General features: G+C 47.1%; 16 protein-coding genes. 3 read left to right on the forward strand and 13 right to left on the reverse strand.

What is annotated here, in order from left to right:
• A partial coding sequence (locus ACWA6V_RS02335; protein ID WP_449520998.1) for a tryptophan halogenase family protein occupies positions 1 to 1,449 on the forward strand: 1,449 nt, incomplete at its 5' end.
• 157 nt (positions 1,450 to 1,606) lie between these two features.
• A complete protein-coding gene (locus ACWA6V_RS02340) occupies positions 1,607 to 3,124 on the forward strand; it encodes a tryptophan halogenase family protein (RefSeq protein WP_449520999.1) in 1,518 nt (505 codons plus the stop codon).
• Between the two features lie 16 nt (positions 3,125 to 3,140).
• On the opposite strand, the gene ACWA6V_RS02345 is transcribed toward ACWA6V_RS02340, so the two are convergent.
• The 11 genes from ACWA6V_RS02345 to ACWA6V_RS02395 form a co-directional block, all read right to left on the reverse strand.
• The gene (locus tag ACWA6V_RS02345) at positions 3,141 to 4,649 is read right to left on the reverse strand and encodes a tryptophan halogenase family protein (protein WP_449521000.1); all 1,509 of its coding nucleotides are present in this window, start codon (positions 4,647 to 4,649) and stop codon (positions 3,141 to 3,143) included.
• Positions 4,650 to 4,661: 12 nt separating this feature from the next.
• Positions 4,662 to 6,176: a tryptophan halogenase family protein gene (locus ACWA6V_RS02350; RefSeq protein ID WP_449521001.1), complete on the reverse strand. Its 1,515-nt coding sequence runs from the start codon at positions 6,174 to 6,176 to the stop codon at positions 4,662 to 4,664.
• A 142-nt stretch (positions 6,177 to 6,318) separates the two neighbouring features.
• Positions 6,319 to 9,354: a TonB-dependent receptor gene (locus ACWA6V_RS02355; RefSeq protein ID WP_449521002.1), complete on the reverse strand. Its 3,036-nt coding sequence runs from the start codon at positions 9,352 to 9,354 to the stop codon at positions 6,319 to 6,321.
• Positions 9,355 to 9,679: 325 nt separating this feature from the next.
• Positions 9,680 to 12,214: a glycoside hydrolase family 9 protein gene (locus tag ACWA6V_RS02360; RefSeq protein WP_449521003.1), complete on the reverse strand. Its 2,535-nt coding sequence runs from the start codon at positions 12,212 to 12,214 to the stop codon at positions 9,680 to 9,682.
• A 154-nt stretch (positions 12,215 to 12,368) separates the two neighbouring features.
• Entirely contained in the window at positions 12,369 to 12,794 is a 426-nt protein-coding gene (locus ACWA6V_RS02365; protein WP_449521004.1) for a group I truncated hemoglobin, read from the reverse strand.
• Positions 12,795 to 12,796: 2 nt separating this feature from the next.
• Complete coding sequence (locus ACWA6V_RS02370; RefSeq protein ID WP_449521005.1) at positions 12,797 to 13,690, reverse strand: DUF3034 family protein; 894 nt, start codon at positions 13,688 to 13,690, stop codon at positions 12,797 to 12,799.
• Entirely contained in the window at positions 13,687 to 16,014 is a 2,328-nt protein-coding gene (locus ACWA6V_RS02375) for a putative bifunctional diguanylate cyclase/phosphodiesterase (RefSeq protein WP_449521006.1), read from the reverse strand. Before ACWA6V_RS02375 ends, ACWA6V_RS02370 begins: the two co-directional genes overlap by 4 nt.
• Before the next feature lie 12 nt (positions 16,015 to 16,026).
• Positions 16,027 to 16,671, reverse strand: a complete 645-nt coding sequence (locus tag ACWA6V_RS02380) for a methylamine utilization protein (protein WP_449521007.1) — start codon at positions 16,669 to 16,671, stop codon at positions 16,027 to 16,029.
• A gap of 38 nt (positions 16,672 to 16,709) precedes the next feature.
• Complete coding sequence (locus tag ACWA6V_RS02385; protein ID WP_449521008.1) at positions 16,710 to 18,383, reverse strand: GGDEF domain-containing protein; 1,674 nt, start codon at positions 18,381 to 18,383, stop codon at positions 16,710 to 16,712.
• 180 nt (positions 18,384 to 18,563) lie between these two features.
• A complete protein-coding gene (locus tag ACWA6V_RS02390; protein WP_449521009.1) occupies positions 18,564 to 19,214 on the reverse strand; it encodes a thiol:disulfide interchange protein DsbA/DsbL in 651 nt (216 codons plus the stop codon).
• A gap of 211 nt (positions 19,215 to 19,425) precedes the next feature.
• Positions 19,426 to 20,109 carry a c-type cytochrome gene (locus tag ACWA6V_RS02395; RefSeq protein WP_449521010.1) on the reverse strand — a complete coding sequence of 228 codons (684 nt, stop codon included), beginning with the start codon at positions 20,107 to 20,109 and terminating at the stop codon, positions 19,426 to 19,428.
• Positions 20,110 to 20,344: 235 nt separating this feature from the next.
• Between ACWA6V_RS02395 and yihA the strand changes: the two genes are divergently transcribed.
• Positions 20,345 to 20,986 carry a ribosome biogenesis GTP-binding protein YihA/YsxC gene (yihA, locus tag ACWA6V_RS02400; RefSeq protein WP_449521011.1) on the forward strand — a complete coding sequence of 214 codons (642 nt, stop codon included), beginning with the start codon at positions 20,345 to 20,347 and terminating at the stop codon, positions 20,984 to 20,986.
• A 504-nt stretch (positions 20,987 to 21,490) separates the two neighbouring features.
• Here the strand turns inward: yihA and ACWA6V_RS02405 are convergent.
• Positions 21,491 to 22,390, reverse strand: a complete 900-nt coding sequence (locus ACWA6V_RS02405) for a hypothetical protein (protein WP_449521012.1) — start codon at positions 22,388 to 22,390, stop codon at positions 21,491 to 21,493.
• 76 nt (positions 22,391 to 22,466) lie between these two features.
• Positions 22,467 to 22,789 (reverse strand): DNA polymerase (locus ACWA6V_RS02410; protein ID WP_449521013.1); only part of this gene is annotated, 323 nt, incomplete at its 5' end.

Below are 22,789 nucleotides of genomic sequence, written 5' to 3' on the forward strand. Positions count from 1 at the left end.
GCTGCCGCCGCACTCGCCAATCGCTTTAAACAGGGCGTTACAAAAATTACCCTGGTTGAATCAGCCGATATCGGTATTATCGGCGTTGGCGAAGCGACCGTTCCCTATATCAAGGAATTCCTGCAAGACCTGAATATCAATGAAGTCGATTTTATGCGCGCGACCAACGCGACCTATAAACTCGGCATCGACTTTGATGGTTGGTATAAATCCAACGAAAAATTTGTCCACCCTTTTGCCGGTTACGGCGCGCGAATCGCACGCATACCCTTTCATCATTACTGGGCCAAAATGCGCCAGCAAAATAAAGCACAAGGGTTAGATGCCTACTGTCTTGCGGTACAAATGGCGCGGCACAATAAATTTGCCCTACCTAAAGCAAACAAGGATGTGGAATTATCCAGCTTCAACTATGCGTTTCATTTTGATGCGGGGTTGTTTGCGAACTACCTGAGTGGTATGGCACAACAGCTCGGGGTTAAACGAATCCAGGCCAATGTCCAACACGTCAATCAATTTCCCGATAGCGGCTTTATCCAATCCTTGGGTTTGGATAATGGTGAAATAATCGAAGGCGAATTTTTTATCGACTGCTCTGGCTTTAAAGGATTACTCATAGAACAAACATTAAAAACCGGCTACGAAACCTGGAACCAGTGGCTGCGCTGTGACCGTGCAGTGGCTATGCCGTGCGCGAGCAAACTCGCTCCGGCATCTGCTACCCGCTCACTGGCAATGGAAGCCGGTTGGCAGTGGCGTATTCCGCTGCAACATCGCGTTGGCAACGGCTATGTGTATTGCAGTGATTTTATTTCCGATGAGCTTGCCGCAGAAAAACTACGCGCAAATCTGGAAGGCGATGCGCTCGCCGAACCAAAATTTATTCGGTTTACGACTGGTATGCGCAAACAGGCATGGAATAAAAATGTCTTTTGCTTAGGTCTAGCCAGTGGTTTTATGGAACCACTCGAATCCACCAGTATTTATTTAATTCAATCGAGTCTTACATTACTACTCAACCATTTCCCCAATAACCAATACAACCAACAGCTCGTCAATACGGTCAATAACAATCTGCGTATTCGCCAGGAAAAACTGCGCGATTTTTTAATCCTGCACTACTACGCCAACCAGCGCCACGGCCAAGCTTTTTGGGATGAATGCCGTACAATGGCTATTCCCGACACGCTCAGCGCCCGCATCGAACACTTCAAGCAAACCTGCCAACCACAAATTGACGACATGGATTTCTTTAGCACCAATAGTTGGCTGGCGATGTTTTCCGGGTTCAATATCCAACCACACTATTACCATCCAGTGGTCGATGATTTTGATGAACAACTAGTCGAAAAAGAATTAAAAGCGATAGCGGCGAGCATCTCCAATACGGTTAAAGATCTACCCGACCATCTGGCATTTATTCAACGCAATCTCACCACAGTACAATAGCTAATTCCAATTGATCCCTGCCGCCGCCCCATCCCTATGGGCGGCAAGATCGTATATGATGTCAGCACAAAAAGTGTCGTAAAAATAATCACAAACAATACGCACTCATATGACAGCTGCCACAGCATAACGACAAACACAGCAGGTTATTTCACGCATGTCGCATCAACCGATTAAAAAAATTGTTATTGTCGGTGGTGGTACCGCCGGTTGGATGGCCGCCGCCAGCTTATCGCGCTTTGGCGCAGGCAAAGCGATGAGCATTACCCTGGTTGAATCCACGGTGATTGGCACTGTTGGTGTGGGCGAGGCAACCATACCGAGCATAGTGCATTACAACCATACTATCGGTCTCGATGAGCTGGAATTTATCCGCGCGACGCGCGCCAGTTTCAAACTGGGTATTCAATTTGAAAATTGGCATAAACAGGGCACACGCTTTTTCCATCCCTTTGCGGATTATGGAGTCAACTTTAACGGTATAGAATTTCAGCACTATTTTTATCGTCTGAAAAAAAATCATCCCGCCGAAAACTTGCATGACTATTCAATTGCCTGCCAATTAGCTAAACACAATCACTTTGCCCAACCACGGGAAACGCCTAATAACCCTCTGGCAGATTACTCTTATGCCTACCACTTCGACGCAACGCTTTACGCCAAGGTGCTGCGCGAATTAGCGATTGGTCGTGGGGTAATTCATATCGATGAAAAAGTGGAGTCTGTTCACCAGCGTGAGCCGGATGGGTTTATCGAATCCCTGCTGCTCGCCAATGGACAGATAATAGAAGGCGATTTATTTATTGATTGTACCGGTTTCAAAGGAATGCTGATCGAAGAGACATTAAAAACCGGCTATGAAAATTGGCAAGACTGGTTACTGTGCGATGCGGCAGTTGCCGTGCAATGTGAAAATACCCAAGAGCCAACACCTTACACTCGCGTAACGGCGCTCGATGCTGGTTGGATGTGGCAAATTCCGCTGCAACATCGCATGGGTAATGGCTATGTATTTAGCAGCCGCTTTTTGAGTAAAGAATCCGCTACTGAAACCCTGCTTGGAAAAATTACCGGCAAACCACTTACCACTCCAAAACCGTTTTCGTTCCAAGCAGGGCGCCGCAAAAAAGTCTGGAATAAAAATTGTTATGCACTGGGACTTGCGTCAGGATTTTTAGAGCCGCTGGAGAGCACCAGTATTTCCCTGATCCAAACCGGAATCACCCACTTGCTGACCTTTTTCCCCGACATGTCATTTGATCAGGCGATGATTAACGAAGTGAATCGACGCCATCAACATGAAATGGAACGCATCCGCGATTTTATTATCCTGCATTACAAACTCACCCAACGCGATGACACAGAATTTTGGCGTTACTGTCAAGCCATGGAAATTGCAGCCAGCCTTGAACATAAAATTGAATTATTTAAAAGCAGTGGCCATTTATTGCAACACGAACCCGAAGCGTTTGAGAAATCGAGCTGGTTAAGTATTTATCACGGCTTTGGCGTTGCGCCCACACGCACTGACAATCGCATCGATCATGTGAGTGATGGCGACATCGCTAACCAACTCATCAAAATAAAAAATGTGCTGGATCAGGCCGGCAGGAATGCAATGAGTCACGGAGAATTTATCCGGAAGCATTGTGTAGCGCCGGATTTTGAACAGTAACGCAGCAATGCTTTACCTATTTAACGGCGCAATGGTGTTTAATGAATTCACCATGTGTGGGTAAACGCAGGGTCGCTTCACGAATAGCCTTGGCGCCCTGATTCAACGAAAGCGCCAATTTTGCGCCATCTAATGCATCAATTAAAGGATGATACTTTTGCGGCCGGATATTCATACCTTCTAAAATCGAATACCAACTTGACGCACCAAACAAATCTTCTTCATTCACCAACAATTGGCCGCGCTGACGGAACATCGCAAGTTTTTCTGTAAGTGATTTTGGTATTTCCATATTTTTACAGCGACGCCAAAAATCCGTGTCATCGCGCTGGGTGGTGCAATAATGCAGAATGATAAAATCGCGCACCTCCAGATAATCCTTATCCATGCGAGCATTAAATTGCTGCTCCAATAAAGGATCAAAATCCTTATCGGGGAACTGGCGAATAAAATTAACCAGACCTTTATAGACCAGATGAATTGCCGTGGACTCCAATGGCTCTAAAAATCCCGATGCCAAGCCTAATGCCAGACAGTTCTTATGCCAGATTTTTTTGCGTTTACCCGTAACGAATGGAATGATGCGCGGCTCGTTTACTAATTTGCCTTCCACTGCGTTAAGTAACGTTTGTGTTGCTTCATCATCCGAACAATAGTCACTCGCAAATACATAGCCATTGCCCGTGCGATGTTGCAATGGAATTCGCCAAGTCCAACCGGCCGCACGCGCACAGGCGACTGTATAAGGTGGAGGTTCACCCGCATTTTCGGTTTGTACTGCAACAGCACGATTGCAAGGCAAATAATGCGACCAATCCTCGTAACCCACGTTAAGTGTTTCTTCGATTAATAGCCCTTTAAAACCCGTGCAATCAATAAAAAAATCGGCTGTAACTTTTTGTCCATCTGCCAAACTAATCGATTCAATGTGCTCACGCTGATCGAGCGCGACAGAATTGACAGTAGATTCAATGCGCATTACACCATTGAGCTGGGCAATTTTGCGCAAATAGCGCGCAGCCATCACTGCATCTAAATGTAATGCATAACCATAATTAGCAAGCGGAGTATTTTGTAGCTGGGTCTCCACCATAAATCGATGTTGTTCCGCCATAATCGCAGCAGGTGCATGCTCCATCAGTCGGGTTACATTGCCCTGCGCCAGCGTTTTTAACCAGAGTTGATAAAAATCATGGCCATCCAGCGAGCGCCCTATTTTCCCGAAGGGGTGTAGAAATGCATGATCTTTTTGATACCAGTTTTCAAAACGAATACCTAATTTAAAGGTACCCGCGGTTGCTTCAATAAACTCTTTGGGATTTATTTTTGCACTGGAGAGAAATGCCATAAATGAGGGAACAGTCGCTTCACCTACACCGATGGTGGCGATATCCGGTGACTCCACCAGCGTAATTTTAATCGCAGTACCTTTATAAATATTGGATAACAATGCTGCCGCCATCCAACCAGCGGTACCGCCGCCGCCGATACACAGCGATTGAATTGGGTTTGCCGTCAATTGCATAAACGCGTTACCTTAAGCTGGTTGCACTTTGCAGTGTTCGTTAATAAATTCCTGATGCGTTGGCAAACCGGCAACGGCATCGGCAATGGATTTGCGCATAGCCGCTAAACTCTCGCGCAAATAATCGGTATTCAAACGATCTACATTTTGGTTGTACATTTTAGGATAAACACCAAAACCGCTGTAAATGGCGAGCCATGAATCCGGGTGAAAAATTTCCCAACGGAAATGTAATAGATCGCCGCGCTCTTGATAGGCATTTATTTTTTGTTGCAGTGAGTCCGGTACGGGCATATTACGGCAATGCTGCCAAAATTCCGTATCCGTACGCTGGTTGGCCTTGTAATGCAGGATAATAAAATCGCGGATACGCTCCCATTCAGTGGCCGTCACTTGATTAAAATAATCCACTCGCTCCTGGTTAAAATAAGGAATCGGAAAAGAACCACAAATTTTTTCAATCCCGGTTTCAATCAGCGCGATGCTGGTACTTTCCAAAGGTTCCAAAAATCCTGCGGCCAAACCAATCGCAATACAGTTTTTATTCCAGGCTTGCGCACGCCGTCCTGCAGTAAACGAAAACTTACGCGGTTGATGTAAAACCTTGCCATCAATATGTTGCAACAAAGTATCTTGCGCTTGCTCATCGTTTATCTGTTGGCTGGAATACACATAGCCATTACCCTGCCTATGCTGCAATGGAATTTTCCATTGCCATCCTGCACTGTGCGCAGTGGACACGGTACGCGCTGCTGGCTCACCCACCAATTCCGATTGCACTGCCAATGCGCGGTCGCACAGCAGCCATTGGCTCCAATCGATATAACCGGTTTTTAATGCGCCAGAAATTAATAATCCATTGAAGCCGGTGCAATCGATAAACAAATCGCCCGCAATTTGTTGTTGGTTATCGAGCGAGAGCAATTCAATAAATCCGTTATCTGAATTGAGCTTAATGGATTCTATTTTTGCATCTATATGCGCAACACCTTGCTCAAGAGCGTAATCGCGCATCAATTTTGCAAACATTCCTGCATCAAAATGCAAGGCCCAATCAAATACAGAAAGCGGCGATGAAGGTTTCTCTGCCGGAAAGGTAAATCTGTTTGCGCGTGCCAAAGCAATGCCAAGTGAATATTCTTCTAATTTGCTTTGCTCGCCCAACTGTAGCAGCTTAAGCCAGTAGTGATGAAAACGAATGCCGTTAGCCTCGTGACCAAATAGACCAAACGGATGAATGAAAGATGTATTGGGCTGATGCCAATTTTTAAATTCAATACCGAGTTTTACAGTGGCGCTGGTTTTGCGCATTACATCCATATCGGTCATGCCCAGCGCTTGATAAAAGCGGCGCAGGGTTGGAATAGTTGCTTCACCCACACCGACAGTGCCGATCGCAGTCGATTCGATTACAGTAATTTTTATATCGGTTTTTGCAAAATGCTGGCTCAATTTTGCCGCAGCCATCCACCCGGCGGTACCACCGCCCGCTATGATGATTGATTTGACTTGATGGTTTTCGCTCACAACACGCTCCACGACAAAATTCTACTGCCGATAACTTTCTTATAAGTCACTTTAGCGGAAAAAACAAAGCCACGATGTGTTATCACCGTGGCTTTATCTACCTCAACGCCGTTTCATTTAGCTAAATCGTTTTAACAACCACTTAGAATTTGAAACGTGCACCCAACGCCCAACGGGCTTCATAGATATTTTGGAAGGCTTTTTGGTCTTCAAATTCGACGTAAGTTTGTTGAATTTCTTCCAGCACGTTTGAACCATTCAAGTAAACAGACCATTGGTCGTTCACGTTATAGGTCACATTAACGTCCATTTGGCCGTAATCATCTTGATAAAGGGATTGCATTGCAGTCGCCGGACTACCCGCAGTCATCAAACGAGATGAGCGGAAGTTGTAAGCAACACGCGCTGAAACCACTTCATTTTCGTACCAGGCAACAAGGTTATAGGTGTTTTTAGAGTTGTCGTTAAATGGCAACTCTTTACCGCCAAAACCTTTAGCTTCCTGCGAGCTTTCAGACATAGTGTAGTTAACATCGAAACCCATGTTGGTCAGTACAGGCGCATCAGTCACATCACTCAATGCTACTTTTGCAGCAAGTTCAAGGCCTTTTACTTCGCCGCCTTTACCCTGAACTAAAGAGGTGAACTGCCATGGACCACGACGAATACCGTCAGCATCCGGCTCGTCGAGCATTACAGTACCGCCCTCAACAAAACTATCAATCTCGATCAGGAATAAACCGGCACTTAGCATTGAAGCGCTACCCAAATACCATTCCGCTGAAATATCAAAGTTCTCGGAGCGGGTTGGATCAAGATTAGGGTTACCATTTAGGTTACCGCCGTTAACACGCATACAACCACAATCGTTATTGAACACACGACCTACTGATTTACCGCCGCCCCATTGCAAAAGATTAAGTGGTTGCATCCTTTTGCTGTAAGCAGCGCGAACTTTTACATCGTCGGTCAGATCAGCAGCCAAGTTTAAGGACGGCAAATAGTCGGTATATTTACGATTGGTAACCACATCACCTAGGTCAACGTTGGTCCCGGAATGCGGTAATTGCTCACCCACTTCATTGGCCTTGATGCTGAGATCAGTTTCAACCACTTTCAAGCCGAAGTTACCACTAACAATGCCTTGCTCAATGTTGGCTTGCACGAAGTAACTGGACTCACCCAATTCAACGCCAAATGACTGACCGGGGTTGATGAACTTTTCTTGTGCACCGAATACTTTTTCCTGAAATGCGAGCGAGTTGTCAAACGTACGCGGATCAATTACCCAAGCGCCCGGTAAACCTTTCACACCACCGAAATCATCTACCCACATCACTTTATTGTGTTCGTCCAAACGAGTTGGCTGTAACAACGTGTAGTTAACAAATTGGTTGTTGTAGGCTTTGCCAGTTTGATCAACCCCGGTAACCAGCTCGCCTTGCGCCAAGTCTGGATCACAGGCAACGGCGGAACCTGCAAACTGGTCAACTGCTTTCCACTGCGCCGCACAACCACCGTTTAACTTACCGAAATAAGAGAACTGCGCAGTATCAACAGTGCGCTTGCTATCGCGGAAACCAAAATCAACACTGGAAATAAAAGGAGTGTCAGTGAACGCGTAATTCCAACGAGTGCTGAAGGTATCCATGGCTCCCACATCGTCAGTGTTATTCTCGGACGAGAAAGCACCGATATGATAGGAGTCCACATCAGCCATATATTCGGCAACAGTACGCTGACCTTTTCCGCCATTCACAACTTGATCAAAGCCGGAGAAGGTTGGGTGATCACCGGCCACGTCGTAACCAATACGGAAACGGCTTTCAATACCACCAGGTGCGTAAGCGGCAAAACAACCACCATTTGCACCCACCACTATGTCACCACGAGAAGTATCGCATTGACTGGCAGGAATCAATCCACCAGGGCCAGTCACAATCGAGCCCTTATCAATACTCAGCAGGTCGCCTTCGCCATATCCGTGACGCATAGAAGCATCAGCATCGGCGCGAGTTACACGCACTTGACCACTCAAGGCGCCATCGTTGTCGTAATTCAACTCCAGATTGGCATTTTGAGAAGTTTCGTGGTTATAGTTTGTTTGAGCAAAAGATTGTAGGCGATAAGGTTGCGCACTGAACGCTGTCGCTGTACGCCATTCGGCGCCTTCGTAAGTGAAGCTGTCACCGCCATATTCAGTAGCTGTAGCGTACTGTGCAAACGTCTGCCACCGGTTATTTTGTGAAACGCCCGCGCGGCGATTCCAACGCTCCTGATCGCTGTAGAAATAATCAGCAACTAATTCAAAACCTTCACCTAAATCGGCTTGGAAAGATGCATTCAAGCCATCGCGGTGCCGTTCTTCCGCTTTATGGAAAGCGGCGAAACCTTGTGGAACCAAGTGATGAATGTTTGGATCACCCAGCGGTGTCTCACCCCAGGTGTGGCTATTATTGGTAGCGCCAATACCGCCATTTTCAGAAGTATCGAAGTAACCATTGAAATCCGAGGCCAAGTTTTTCTCGGTGGTAGCACCAGCCAACAAGAAACCAACGCGATCATTTTTCCAGTTTACCAATGCCGTTACTGTTGGATCGTTTTCTTTGCTAATGGAGCCTTGGTCTAGTTCGCCAGTCGCAGCAAAAGTCCATCCATCATCCATATCAAAAGGACGGCGGGTTTTCAGATCGATTACACCGGAAATACCTGATGCGTTTACGGTTGCAACAGCAGACTTCATGATGTCTGCGCCAGAGAAGAGCGTTGAAGGCAAATCTCCAAAATCCGCAGCAGACTGATCGATAGTGGTAGCACTCAGGAACGTTTCACCGTTAAGCATCGTGCCAACATTGCCCAAACCGCGAATTTGAACCGGACCACCCTCCCCTGCTGTACGTGTTACTTGAACACCGGGAATACGTTGCAAAGAGTCAGCGATGGTTACATCCGGCAATTTGCCAATATCTTCTGCCGATATACCGTCAACTACGGACACCGCGTTGCGTTTGGTATTAACGGCACTCTCTTGTGCAGCGCGTACGCCCTGCACTACTACTTCTTCAATATCGTCTTGCGCCTGCACGCCTGAGGCGAGCATCGCCAAGGTTGCTGCTGAGCCACAAAGAATTACTTTGCGGTTCACCATGCGGATTGCATCTCTTAGTGTATTAGTCATGACTATCCCTCTAGCTATTTTAATGTTGATAGACCCCAACAACGCGACGGAACAAAAAATGGGCAGCGTTGTCGACGCTAACCTTAAGGCCAACTGGACAACGTTGTCAACGGCGGGTAGATTCGAAACACTCGAAAAATCTTTATATTTTTCAAAAAGATATGAAATATTTTGAACAGTGCGCGGAATCTATTTACAAAAAAAAACAGTTACAGCGCTAAGGACTCGAGGATAAATATGGACGAGGAAATGGAAAGCGCAAACAAGGGATAGACGCTTAAGTGCCAAAAAGAAGGGCAGCCCTTCTTTTTGGCATCGAATAAAACTATTCAGCTTTGTTGCCTTTGGCATTGTTTAAATGATCCACCGCCAGCGCCAAAAACATGTAATTAGCCTCGCCGCCACCCAATACATATTCCGTTTGCTGCCAGAAGAAGGGCCAGATTTTTAATTCCGGCAAATCCGGGCGAATCAGTGCCGTGCCGGAAATAACGCCGCCAGGAATGTACGACCAATCCGCGCGGTTTACCCCGTAGGCAACGGTTGCCGAATTCGCGCCCACACCCGAGGCAAAACTTTGGGTGTTATCGCCGGGGTGTACACCCAAAATAAAATTGAGTGCATTCACATAGGAGTCAGTCCCCGCAAATTGCGGCCAGGATTTGTGGAAGAAATATTGTTTAACACCGAACTCCTGAATATTCCAACCGGCGCCCCAAATATTGGGTTTGTAGGGAACGCCGTAGGGCGATTCGGTTTTGGCGCGCTCGCGCACTTCCACTTGATACTTTTCTACGGCTTTATTTATCGCATGGGTAAATTGTTCGTCCTTTATACCCGGCATAACACGGCCAATCGCCCAACCGGTTTCAGCTATGTCGTTCACCACTTCTGTTTGCAAGCTAATTAATTCTTTGCGATAGCTATCGTCATTCGTCGCAAGAATCAATTCAGCGAGTGCATAAATACGCACATCCTGTTTTTTGGTATTGGGCGCTGCTATGCGATAAATATTTTTTGCTGCTTCTAACGCTTCTTTTGCCATAGTGGGATTGTAGGTTTTCAGTACGCGCGCAGCGGCAGCTAAACCACCGGCGACATACAATTCGCGCTCGGGATTATTTTCGGTAAATACCCAGCGGTCATCGGGTGTGCCGGATTTTCCATTTTTCACTTCACCATCTTTAAGCGATGCGTCGTATGGCAGATTATCGGTTTGCACCATGGCATCGCCCAGCAATACATATTGGCGAATCGTCGGTTCGATAATACCGCGGTACAAACGCCCCATGGATTTGTAACCGCCGAGCACACTCAACAAGCCATGTTCAATTTGTTGCAGTGCATCATTTTTGCCGTCGGCAACATGAATCTCTACCAATTTTTTCTGCTGGTCGATTAAGGTTGCATCGTGATTGAGTCCGAACTCTTCAATCATACTTGCGAGCAGCCAGATGGTGCCCAATTGCGATTCCACGCGCAGATCGTAATCGCCTGCATCATGCCAACCACCGGCATCCAAGCCCGGCACTCGCTCACCCGGTTTGAATGTGGTGCGCGTTGTGTCATCAGAAATATAACCGTCGATGTGGTTAAAATTGAGCGGCATCATCAGCGCATCGTCCTGATGATCCAGCCCATGCCATACGCGGTATTTTTCATTCACGCGCATGTGACACATCTGCACCGGTAAAAAATATTCGAGCGTAGGTTGCCATGCGTGGCGCGACAACACATCATCGCCAATTTTAAATGCGTGCGAGGTTTTATCGCGGTAGCTGATTTGATACATACCCGGTTCGGTGATGCCGGAGAAATCGTAGGTCATGTATTGGTAGCGCAGAAAATTTCCCCAAGGTTCAACCTTGGCTTTTTTCACCAGCGTTTTACCTGTTTCACTTAATTTGAAAATTTTTATTTCCGAGGCTTTGGTATCGCGCTTGTCCTGTTCGATCACTACTTTTTTGGGCTGCTGCGACCCATAGCCTAATTGCGACACTTGAATAACAGGTTCGTAAATCCAATTTTTTATTACATGGGGCGTTACAACCCATTCTAATGCGGCAGTAGTTTTATCGGCGGGGATAACACCACGCACTATGTACCAGCCGTTGTTGTGATTGGCACGGCCATCCCACAATTCCAATGTGCCGGTTTTGCTTTCAATGGTCATGCGCTGTTTGTCGCTATCCGGTGCCACAATTAATTTATTGCCAGCGGCAAGTGGCGCTGTTAAAAATTCGCCGTGTGGATTCACCAAGGGACCATTGGGCTGCTGTGGAAAAATTCCAACGTGCTTATCTAGCAACCAGGATTTACCAAAGAGTTCACCGGGAAATAATTCAAAATTAAATCCGATTTTCCCCACCCATTCCTTCGGTAGCGGTTTTTCCAAATCCACGCTGATTTTAAATTGGTTGTTATCCAGCGCAGTTACTTTTACTTCATAGGTAAATTTCAGATCGGGATAAATAATCGGATTAAAGCCTTTGCGATCTTTACTCGGGTCAGGATAGGAAAGTGATTGGGTGATCGTCTGCGTTTTTTTATCAACCGTTTGTTTGCCGCCCACGGGCACCGGCGACCACTGCCCCGGTGAAATTTCCAGGCGCAAATCGCCGTTGGCAGCGACACGGCTGCCATGTTGAATAACAGTTACACCTGTCTGGTGGCCATCGGGATAAATATCGCTAAACACAGTGACATTCAGCCCCTGCATTTCAAAATAATCTTTATCGTTAATTGCCAATTCATCAGCGAGGCAGAGGGAAGAAAATGCAATAGCAGAAGCAAGCAGGCTCCAGGTAAAAAAAGATTTTTTCGTGGAGTTTTTTATAGAGCTTTTCAGAGGACTTTTCATAGGTGAATGCCGTTTTGTTATTTGTGCGAGCTGTTAATAAGAAACACTTATAGTCAGGTAGCGCAAAAGCATAAACCTATGCGGGCACAGAGGTGATAATAAATTTGTCGATATAGGTTAAATAATGTTAATTGATAAGCAGCGTGTAACGGCGTTACTGATAAACCACATCCTTATAGGTTGGTGCCAATTTGGCGAGCAGCCGGTTTTGGGTGGTCACCGGAATCCCGCACTGCTCCATCGCTAAAATCAAATCATCGACAATCGCATTAAATTCGGTGTTGGTATAGTTGTGGCCAGCGTGCACTAATTGCATATTGTCGCCCTTGTATTCGCAGGGGCCTCCCACCGCCACACAGACATAATCCGACATGCCTTTTTTAAACTTGCTCATATTTGCGCCTTTATAACGATGTTTGACGCGCTCATCTTTAGCGATTACCAAAATAAGCTGATGGGTAATTTTAGTAATGCCTTCGTATTGCCCCAGCGCATCGTAAAGCGATTGCTCTGTTGACGATTGATTTGCACAGGCCATCAACAGAAAACTTACACAAAGCCCGATGAATAATTGTTTCATAATTAAAAACTCCCCTGCAGAGACAAGTACCAACCGGTTTGATCTTTAAAGGTCGCCACCTCACCCAGATCAACATAAGCCGCTACTAACGCAATACGCTTGTTGGGAAACCAACCTATAAACGCTGTTTGCCAATCATCTTCTTTAATAAACGATAAATTATTTGGTTTTTGTCGATATTCGGTGCCCAGCAACCAATGGCGATTTAACAGCACACCGGCGGAAACTTCAGGCAACAATTCTTTGTCATCATTTTTATCACCGCCAAAACCCACCAAGCCGGTTTGGTTGGCGTTGGTGTAGCGCAGGTTGGCATTGAGCAATAAATTGCGGTTAAAAAAACCACCAAGAATTAATTTTGTTGCAGTAAGATTCACATCCGTGCCTGAATCTTTTTTTGCGCCCACTGCACCCGGCACAAAAAAATCCAGATTTTTTTTATGCTGCACACCAACACTGATTTGCGGCATTGGTGTATAAATCAAATCACCAATCACACGCACTTTGGCGGAAATAATGCGCTGACTGATGGAATCCGTTGGCAAACTCAATGCGGCAGTGAGCGAATCATGGGTCAGTTTTTGTTGCGCAAATGAAAGCTCGATTCGATTACGCCAACTCCAGGCACCACCTACGACTTCCAATTGGTAATCACCTGTATCCACATAACTGCCAAACGCAACAGCGCTCTGCTCCTCTTGCGCACCATAACCGGCAAGCACCGCCATGGGCACAATCCCGCCACCGGCGGCACCTTCAATTGTGCTTGCACCGCCAGTCGCCAATAAGCGGCTACGTGAAATGCGGTCGTCGCTATTGATATCTAAAGTAGCTGCATGGCCAGCGCAACAGAGCACAGCAGTTATCAATGCCAAAAACAATCGGTTCATAGTCATGATGTTAATTCCGCTAAATACTGGTGAACCCATTGGATAAAATCTTTCGCTGGTAATGGCTTGCTGTACAGATAGCCCTGCGCCGTATCGCAGCCATAGCTTTTTAACAGGGCTTTAATCGCCTCGGATTCAACGCCCTCGGCTGTTACGCTTAAACCCAGCGTATGGCCGAGGACAATCGTCGAGCGCACAATTAATTGATCGTCAGCACTGGTAACCAAATTTAAAATAAATGACTTATCAATTTTTAACTCGGACACCGGCAATTTTTTTAATTGTGACAGCGATGAATATCCGGTGCCAAAATCATCGATAGACAAGGTCACACCCAAATCGCGCAGGCGACGCAAATTGTGTAGGCATTTATCCGCTTCGCGCATAATCGCACTTTCGGTAATTTCCAAATATAAATTCTCTGCCGGAACTTTATACGATTGCAGCAACTCGGCCACATAGGCCGGCAAATCATCGACCAACAAATCCAGCGCCGACAAATTTACAGAGCAGGTAATTTTTATTTTTTCATCGAGCAATACACGCAACTGGGCAATGGCGGTTTTTAATACCCAGCGCGTTAAAATCGTAATCTGCCCCGAACTTTCAATCACGCCGATAAATTCATCCGGGCTGACAAAACCCATTTCCGGATGGCGCCAACGCACTAGAGCTTCAGCGCCCAGAGTATCGGGGCGTTCCAAATTAATTTTGGGTTGGTAATACAAACTGATATGGCCCGCGTTGAGCGATGATTCAAACTCACGGAACAGATGCAGACGACGCAAATGTTTTTCATCCCACCCCTGCTCATACCAGCAAGTGCACCGTTCACTGCTGCGCCCTTCATTCAACGCCAAATTGGCGCGGCGCAACAGCGACTCGGCTGACTCTGCATCCTGCGGATAAGTTGCCAAGCCAATATTCACTTCGACGCTCACTTGCAAGCCGCTGACCAGTAGCGGTGTTTTAAACGCGGCGTGAATCAGTTCAGCAAGCTCGGCAATGCTGTCACGCTCCGCTGCCATCAGAATCGCTAAAAATTCATCGCTACCTAAGCGCAAGACTTCACCATGGGTAAGGATGCGCGCAATTTTTTGGCCGACTTCGCGCAATACCGCATCGCCGATTTCCTGGCTGAGCTCATCATTGATTTGGGTAAAATTTTTGATATCGATCACTAACAAAAAGACCGATTCTTTCAGCGGGCGAGAACGGGAAATAGCATCTTCCAATTCAGGGAATATGCATAAACGGTTAGGTAAGCCAGTAAGCGGATCATGTTCGGATTGAAACAACACTTGCTGCTCGCGTTCGCCAATTGCCTGTTGCATGCTAATAAACGCGCGCGCCAGATCCCCCAGCTCATCTTTAGAGGTCACAGCAATCGGAGTGCTATAAAAACCGCCGGCAATTTTACGTGCAATATCAGCTAATACCCTGACCGGATGAGTCACACTGCGCGCCAGAAAGAGTGCCGCAATTCCCGCCAATATCGAAAACACCAAGGCCAACAAAAAGAGTTGCACGTTTAAACGCGAGAAAGGTGCAAGCACTTGACTCAAGGGTACCTGCAGCACCGCCAACAGGTGATTATTTTGGCGTGCTGCAGGCACAGCTAATGAAATTAGTTCATCGTATATAAACACTTCACCCTGTTTGTTTTCGGTTTGCATTTGCTGCAATAAATCGAGGCGACTTTTTTCCTCCTGCGTGCCGCTTAAATAGTGAAATTGTTTACCATCGTGAATGACAAAAGATACTTCCAACCCAGTCAAGCGTTGGAGATCTGCGCTGAATTCTTGTTTGATTTCAAATCCCATAGCGGCAAGGCCAATCACCACCGGCGCTTTTACCGAGAACATTACAAATTGATACGCGCGCCCATCAACAATAATAATGTCGTATGCCTGACCGCGAAGTTGTGCCTGCTCTTTGAGGCCATTAAATTCATCCGCAATTTGCAGGCCGAATGCCTGGTCGCTGGCAATTAATTTTCCATCGCTGGTAATGAGTATGCCTATGTCCGCCTTAACCCGTGCAGAGTGATTGATCAGGGCAGAGGCAATGGTTTTTTCATCGTTAGTGGCAACGGCATCTTTAAATCCAAAATCTTCGGTAAGCACTTTTACCGAAAGCGCCAGTTGGGCAACATTATTTTGCATAATGCGCGTAAACAATTCACCGCCCGACAAAAGTTCTGCGCGCGCATTTTGGGTAACCGCTTTATTGATCACCACACGGGTAGCCAAATAGGAGATCGCCTCCAGTATCACAACCAGACCAATCAGAAAAGTAAGCAGTTTGAGCAGGTAACTAAATTTAGGCATGCAGGATTCTGCTTAGAATAAGTTGGAAAATTCGTCGACGGTTTCAGCAGTTTTTGCCGCCGACAAATTATTCACGGTGATCTTGTTATTCACAGTTTGGGAATCATCCAATGTAATAGTCGATTCAGGAAAATTTCCACTCATCTGCGGATGATAAATTTGCACTTGGTATTTTCCCGCAGGCGCCGCAAGACTGATTTTCCCCTGCGCATCGGCAACCGCAAAATACTCTGTCTCTACCACATAAATATAAGCCACCATGGAATCGTGGATATTACAGCCCAACACCACCGTACCCGGTTTATCAAATAACACGGGTTCAGCAGTCATGCCGTGATACAAGCGCAATTCAAATTTTTTGGCTGGAGAAAATGAATAGACGTGGTGACGCACATCATCACTATTGGGGAAGCGCACCAGGGTATTTACGCGGATGGCCAACACCCCCGGCACAAACATATTCTGACGCTGATCCATAATCGCGGTCGGCACAGCGGTATAATCTATTTTTTGCTGAGGCACCAAGGCGGCCACTGCATCTTTAAGTGGATTGCCTTTGTCATCCACCACACTTAATTCCAATTGCGCCGATATACCTGGTGGTGACATTAATAACACCGCTACCAACAGAAGTTGACCTGCAAATTTACTATTCATAAACCTATCCTGTATGAATTTCATTGTCCATTTCCTGTCTAGCTTAGTTGGCAACGATTACGGCCATTGGATTTGGCGGTATACAGCGCTTGGTCGGCGCGCTCAAATGCAGATTCCAAGCTGTCGTTAGTTTTAAATTCTGTTAGGCCCACGGATAACGTAATCGACATGGGTTGGTCCTTGTAATTAAACGCTGCGTTAGCAATCGCATCGCGTACTTTTTCCAACACCGACAATGCAGTTGCACTATCGGTTTCCGGCATAAGCGCGACAAATTCTTCGCCGCCGTAACGACAGAAAAAATCCACTTCGCGCAAGCGTTTGGCGATAGAGCGTCCAATGACTTTTATTACCCTGTCGCCCGCTTGGTGGCCGTAGGTATCGTTGATGCGTTTGAAGTGGTCGATATCAAAAATCGCAATGGTCAGCGGGCGGCCGTAGCGTTGCCAGCGCTGCACCTCTGCACTCGCGCGCTCATTGTAGGCTTCGCGGTTAGGTAATTCGGTGAGCGGATCATGCAAGGCTTTTTGGCGATGTGCTTCCAGAGTGGTGCGATTTTTTTCCGCCTCGACCTCCATGGTTTTGATTTTTGCACCGAGAGTTTGCAATTGCTCCGCTAAAAATTGCTGCGCCTGATCGGTATGCTGATAGTGGTCGATCTCCTGGCGAATATTACCTAACTGGGATTTCACCGTATCCTTGAGTTGGTTGATATCGGTAGCACTAGCGGCGGTGCTTTCCAAATCATTCATTTCACGCATCACATCAGCTTGCAATTTGCGCGATGCAGCGCGTTCATCTTGCGTATTTTTTACCGCGCCGCCGAGCAGCATATAAATTTCGGCCAGTTCCTGATTTACGTTTTTTAAATAGGTAGCAAAGGCTTGGTTGGCCGCGAGGTAGGCCTCCATCACCAGATCGCGCACACTGTCGAGCAGTGGGATCAAACTGTCAGCACTGACGCCCTGCTCCAGCTTGCGGCGCATCATCTCTACCTTATTTTTAATCGCCGTTTCATTTTCAAGGCTGGTAAAAAACTGGTTGAGTACGCGAATAATTTGCGCGGCATATTCTTCCGTTAAATGACTAACAATAGGCTCTACGCTAGCGGAGGGGGAATCGATCATAGGCGGCAAATCGGCGATTGCGTATTCATCCTGTTCGCCGCCAACATCGTCTATTTTTGGATTGGATTTACTACCGAGAATTTTATCGAACAAACCGGTTTTAGGCTGCTCGATTTCGCCCAATGCCTGCTGTTGAATTTTGGCCAGCTGTTGCAAGAGTGCAGGATAGAGGCGCACTTTTTTACTGCGCTGCGGCAACTGCGCAAGATAATCACTGAGTTCTTTTTTTACCCCGCGCGATAGTTTGAAATTTTGCAGCGGCTTGGCAGCATCCATCAACGCCTGACGAATATCCTGCGCACCCTGTTCGCGATGCTGCCCAAATGCCAAGGCCGCCGTTTCCAACTGGGCAAGAATGCTGTTGAATTCTGTCGCGCTCATTTTGCTGCGCAGCTGTTCGCGTAGCTTGGCCATAATCTGGTCGAGAGTTTCATCTTGACCATCGGCGGCAATACTGACCCGCACCAAGGCGCTGCGCAGCAATTCCTGCTGGCTGGCAAACTGCTTCTCTAACTGCTCCTGCTCATCCAGCGCATTGAGATACTTTTCTCGCCAGTTGTTTTTATCACCAGAATTGACTGTCATAACGCGCTTGTAACCTATGGGCTCGGGCTTTAGGAAAAAACTATTCCTGAGTATAGCCAGTCATCGCCGATTCACCTTTTCCGTAACACAAAATAACCCTCCAGGGAAAACCAACCACCCAATAAAAAACCCACACCGGAAAGACCGGTGTGGGTTTTTAGATAATCAATAAATTTGCTATTACTGGGCAGATACCTTGGTGCCGCGCTCTGCACGTGTTTTAGCAACCAGGAAATCCACCACTTTCAACATTTCTGCATGGCCGCCCGCCAAGCGGGAGCTGACACGGTATTTACCATCCACCACCATTTCCGGGGTGCCGGTTACCTTGTAGCCGCGCGCACGGGCTTCAGCTTGTTTGATTTGGCTGGTCACACCAAAAGAGTTAAAGGTGCTCAGTGCCTTGGCTTTATCCACACCGTAGGTAGCAAAAAAGTCAGCCCATTGCTCTGCAGTAACGATTTGCTTGTGCTCCAAATGCATCGCATTAAAGATGGCCATGTGGGTTTTTTCTTTCACTTTCAGGGTAATCGAGGTGTAGTAACCACGCACCAGTGGCTCCATTTGCGGATTCCACATGGCGTGGGTTTGCGAAAGATAAACATCTGCGGATTGCTTCTTTTCCCATGCTTGTAACAATGGCTCGAAATCAAAGCAGTGCGGGCAGGAGTAGGCAAATACTTCTGCCACTTCGATTTTGCTTGGATCAGCCGTGCGCACCGGTTGTTCCAGCAACACATATTCCTTACCTTCCAGATACTCGCTCGACGCTTCCTGGGCACAGGCGCTCAGGGAAAAAACCAGGCCCAACAGGGCGGCCAAAATACGCATAAATCGCTCCTCAGTACTTTTATTGTGAATAGACAATGTGTGTGAATCATGAATTCGGTTGGATGCCTGCGGCATTAGTCCTGCAAATATCATCCAAGTTCCCAAGCTGGAGCCGGATTCTCCAGCGCGCCACCAGATCTGTAAAGCAAAGATACAAAAAAGGCGACCGAAGTCGCCTTTTTTATCTTCATTAATCATCCTTTGGTGATGATTAATTTAATCCTGCAATAAAATTGGCCAAGGCAATAATCTCAGCATCGCTCAGCTTGTCGGCTACTGAACGCATGATCATTTGGTCGCCATCGTTAGTGCGATCACCTGCGCGGAAAGCACGCAGCTGCTTCTCAATGTATTCCGGGTGCTGACCACTCAAACGCGGGAAACCGGCAGGGATGTTGCCTTTGCCATCGGGTGCATGGCAACCCGTACAAGCGGGCACACCTGTGGTTGGGTTGCCAGCGCGATAAATGCGCTCGCCCAATTCCAGGCCATCAACTTTAATACCCGAGTTCACTTGCACTTCGATCTTCTTGGAGCCAGACAATTGGGTGGTTTGAGCAGCAAAGTGCGCCGCTATATCGGCCAGGTCTTGTTTGCTCATATTGGCGAGCAGGCCCGTCATCTCCGGCACTTCACGGCCGGTAGTGGCTTTTTTGGCAGCATCTTTTTCCAGATCCCAAGCCTGGATATCAGTCAGCTGCTTAAGCAGATAACGCTCACCCAAGCCAGCCAATTTCGGGAAGGTACCAAGGAGGCTATTGCCATCGGCACCGTGGCAAGCGCCACATACAGCAGCCTTGGTTGCGCCTGCTGCCGCATCTCCCGCAGCCATAGCGCCCTGCGCAACTGCTACCAAACCCAGCGATAAAAGTGCATTTCTTACGATATGTTTCATTGGCTAATCCGATTGATCGATGAATCTGATTGTTATGCGTGCGTCTTTAACAGGCAAGTATACGTAGGAATTCGGCGGACGGTTCGCTTAATGGCAGGCCAACAAGCTACAATCGCACCCTAAAATCCACTTGATTCCGCATGATTCCTGCTTTTGGCGCGCACGGCGGCCGGTAAAAGCGGCGGCATTATATTACCAACGCGCTAATAACACACTATTTTGAAGGGTTATTATCTTGACCGAGATCGTATTTACCAAGGCTTATTTTACCAAGAGTGCCCCCAGCATTCGTGAATGCCCACCGGAGACTGGTTGCGAGGTCGCGTTTGCCGGCCGCTCCAACGCGGGGAAATCCAGTGCCATCAACGCATTAACCAACCAAAAGCTGGCGCGCACCAGTAAAACTCCCGGCCGCACCCAGTTGATCAACTTTTTTAATGTGGGCGACGACCAGCGGCTGGTTGATCTACCCGGGTATGGCTACGCCAAGGTATCGCGCGACCAAAAAGAAAAGTGGCAGCGGGATTTGTCGGAATACCTGCAAAAACGCCAGTGCCTGAAAGGCTTGATACTGCTGATGGACATCCGCCATCCCTTGCAAGAATTTGATACCACCATGCTCGACTGGGCTATTCGCGGCAATATGCCCGTGCATATATTGCTGACCAAGGCCGATAAGCTCAGCCGCATGCAAGCGAACAACGCACTGTTTGCGGTGCAAAAGCAGCTAAAACAGGTGAAGCTCGATCAGCTGGTGAGTATCCAGTGCTTTTCAGCACTGAAATATGCCGGGCTCGATGAACTCAAAGCAAAATTACAGTTCTGGCTGGCACCGCCGGTACAAGAACAAAGCAGCGAAGAAACCCTGCCTCAATAAAAAAATCCGATGATTTAAGCAAATCATCGGAAAAGAACTGGCACCCTTGGGGTGATGCCAGATGGGCTAGGTCGGAGAGACAAGACAAGAACTACGAGAGAAAAACGGCTCCATTAAGCAAGTTGTAACTATGACTTGGAGTGGCCGATGAAGTTCAGCAGAAAACGTAAAGCTTTGTAACTGCAACAGTTTTTGCACAATTCCCATTACGACGGGCCAAATTACAGGCAAAAAAAACCCCGATAAAATCGGGGTTGGCTTAGCTTTAAAATTACTTCGCGCTCAGCTGGCTTAAAAGCCATTAGGGGAGGAGTTAGCTCATGATCGTAAAACACACATAACTGAGACCCACCCTTTTTAAAATTAGTTCAAACTATTTTTAAATAATTTGCACAATTTTTTGTTAATTCAATTAAAGCCTTTAAAAACAATGATTTACTAATTTCAAACTGTGCCTGTTTAGGCATAAAAGAGCGCTCAACCAACAAACTGTTAAGAATCTGTTCATTTAGGCTGTGATTTTGCACCCGCAGCCTCCAGCAGCGGCATAAAGTCGGGCACAAAACTTATTTCCAGGTTATCCAGCAAGGGGTTCTCAAGCTGGATAACTTGGCGCTCACCTAAATTCACCAGCGCCAAGCTGGGCTGGAAATGCGTTTTCCACAGTGCTTGCAGCGATCCATCGGCGTAGGCACGCTGCAAACCCAGCTCGATACGCTTTTTAGCCAGTTTATTTTTACCGTTCAAATAAAAAAATCGGGGCAGCGGATAAACCAGTAAGAATTGCTCATCAATAGTTAGCTCCTTTAACTGACTAAATTGTTCGATCTCGCCCAAAATTTCATTTGCACCGCGACAAAAAAAATCGACCCGCCCGCCAATCACCATCAAGAACATGCCGTCGTAGTTATCGACTTCCTGCACCTTTAAACCGTTGTGGCGAAAAATAATCGTATCTGCCCAACCCACACCGTGCGCAAACGTGTATTGGCGCAAATCTTCAAGCGAGGCAATTTTTTTTCCGCTGGCCTTGAGTTTGGGATTGATAAAACAGACGCGATAACCCAACACGCCCAAATCCATCGGGAAATTAATAAAATCCAATTTGGCGTGATGCGTTAGCGCCTGCTCGTAACTCGTCTCTATAATTAAATTAGGGTAGGCATCATCGACTGCAGCTTTGAGTGCACGAGCATAATTGCGCGGCGGTATGGGGCGCAGAGTGAAATTGCCATACTCCTTGCGCGTTTTCTCCAATGCAAGACGCAACAATTCAGTGCTGTAAACATGGTGTTTATCACCTTCAGTAAAAGGCGCGCGATGGCTGACCACAAGTTCGGCCAGCACCGGAGATGATGACAACAGCGACAGCAATGTGAGATAACAAAACCATTTATTTTTCATGGTGCCCATTCCCTCCGAACTGATTGCTGCAATTAATCCGGTTTTTTAACGCAACCCAATCATTTGCAGCGTGCGATTAATGTGCCTCGTCCCAGTTATCACCTACTCCAGCCTCCACCAGCAGCGGCACTTTAAGTATAGCCGCGCCAGCCATGCGCTCAATCAATCCTGCGCGCACTTGCTCAACTTGGGCTTCAGCCACTTCGAGTACAAGCTCATCGTGCACCTGCATAATGATTTTTGCATCGAGTTGCGTTTGATCGAGCCAGGCCTGCACTTTGATCATCGCCGTTTTAATAATATCGGCAGCGGTGCCTTGCATAGGCGCGTTGATCGCGGTGCGCTCTGCACCCATCTGCAAGTTTTTATTTTTTGCATTGATCTCAGGTAAATACAAAC

The sequence above is a fragment of the Cellvibrio sp. genome (genome assembly GCF_053579595.1).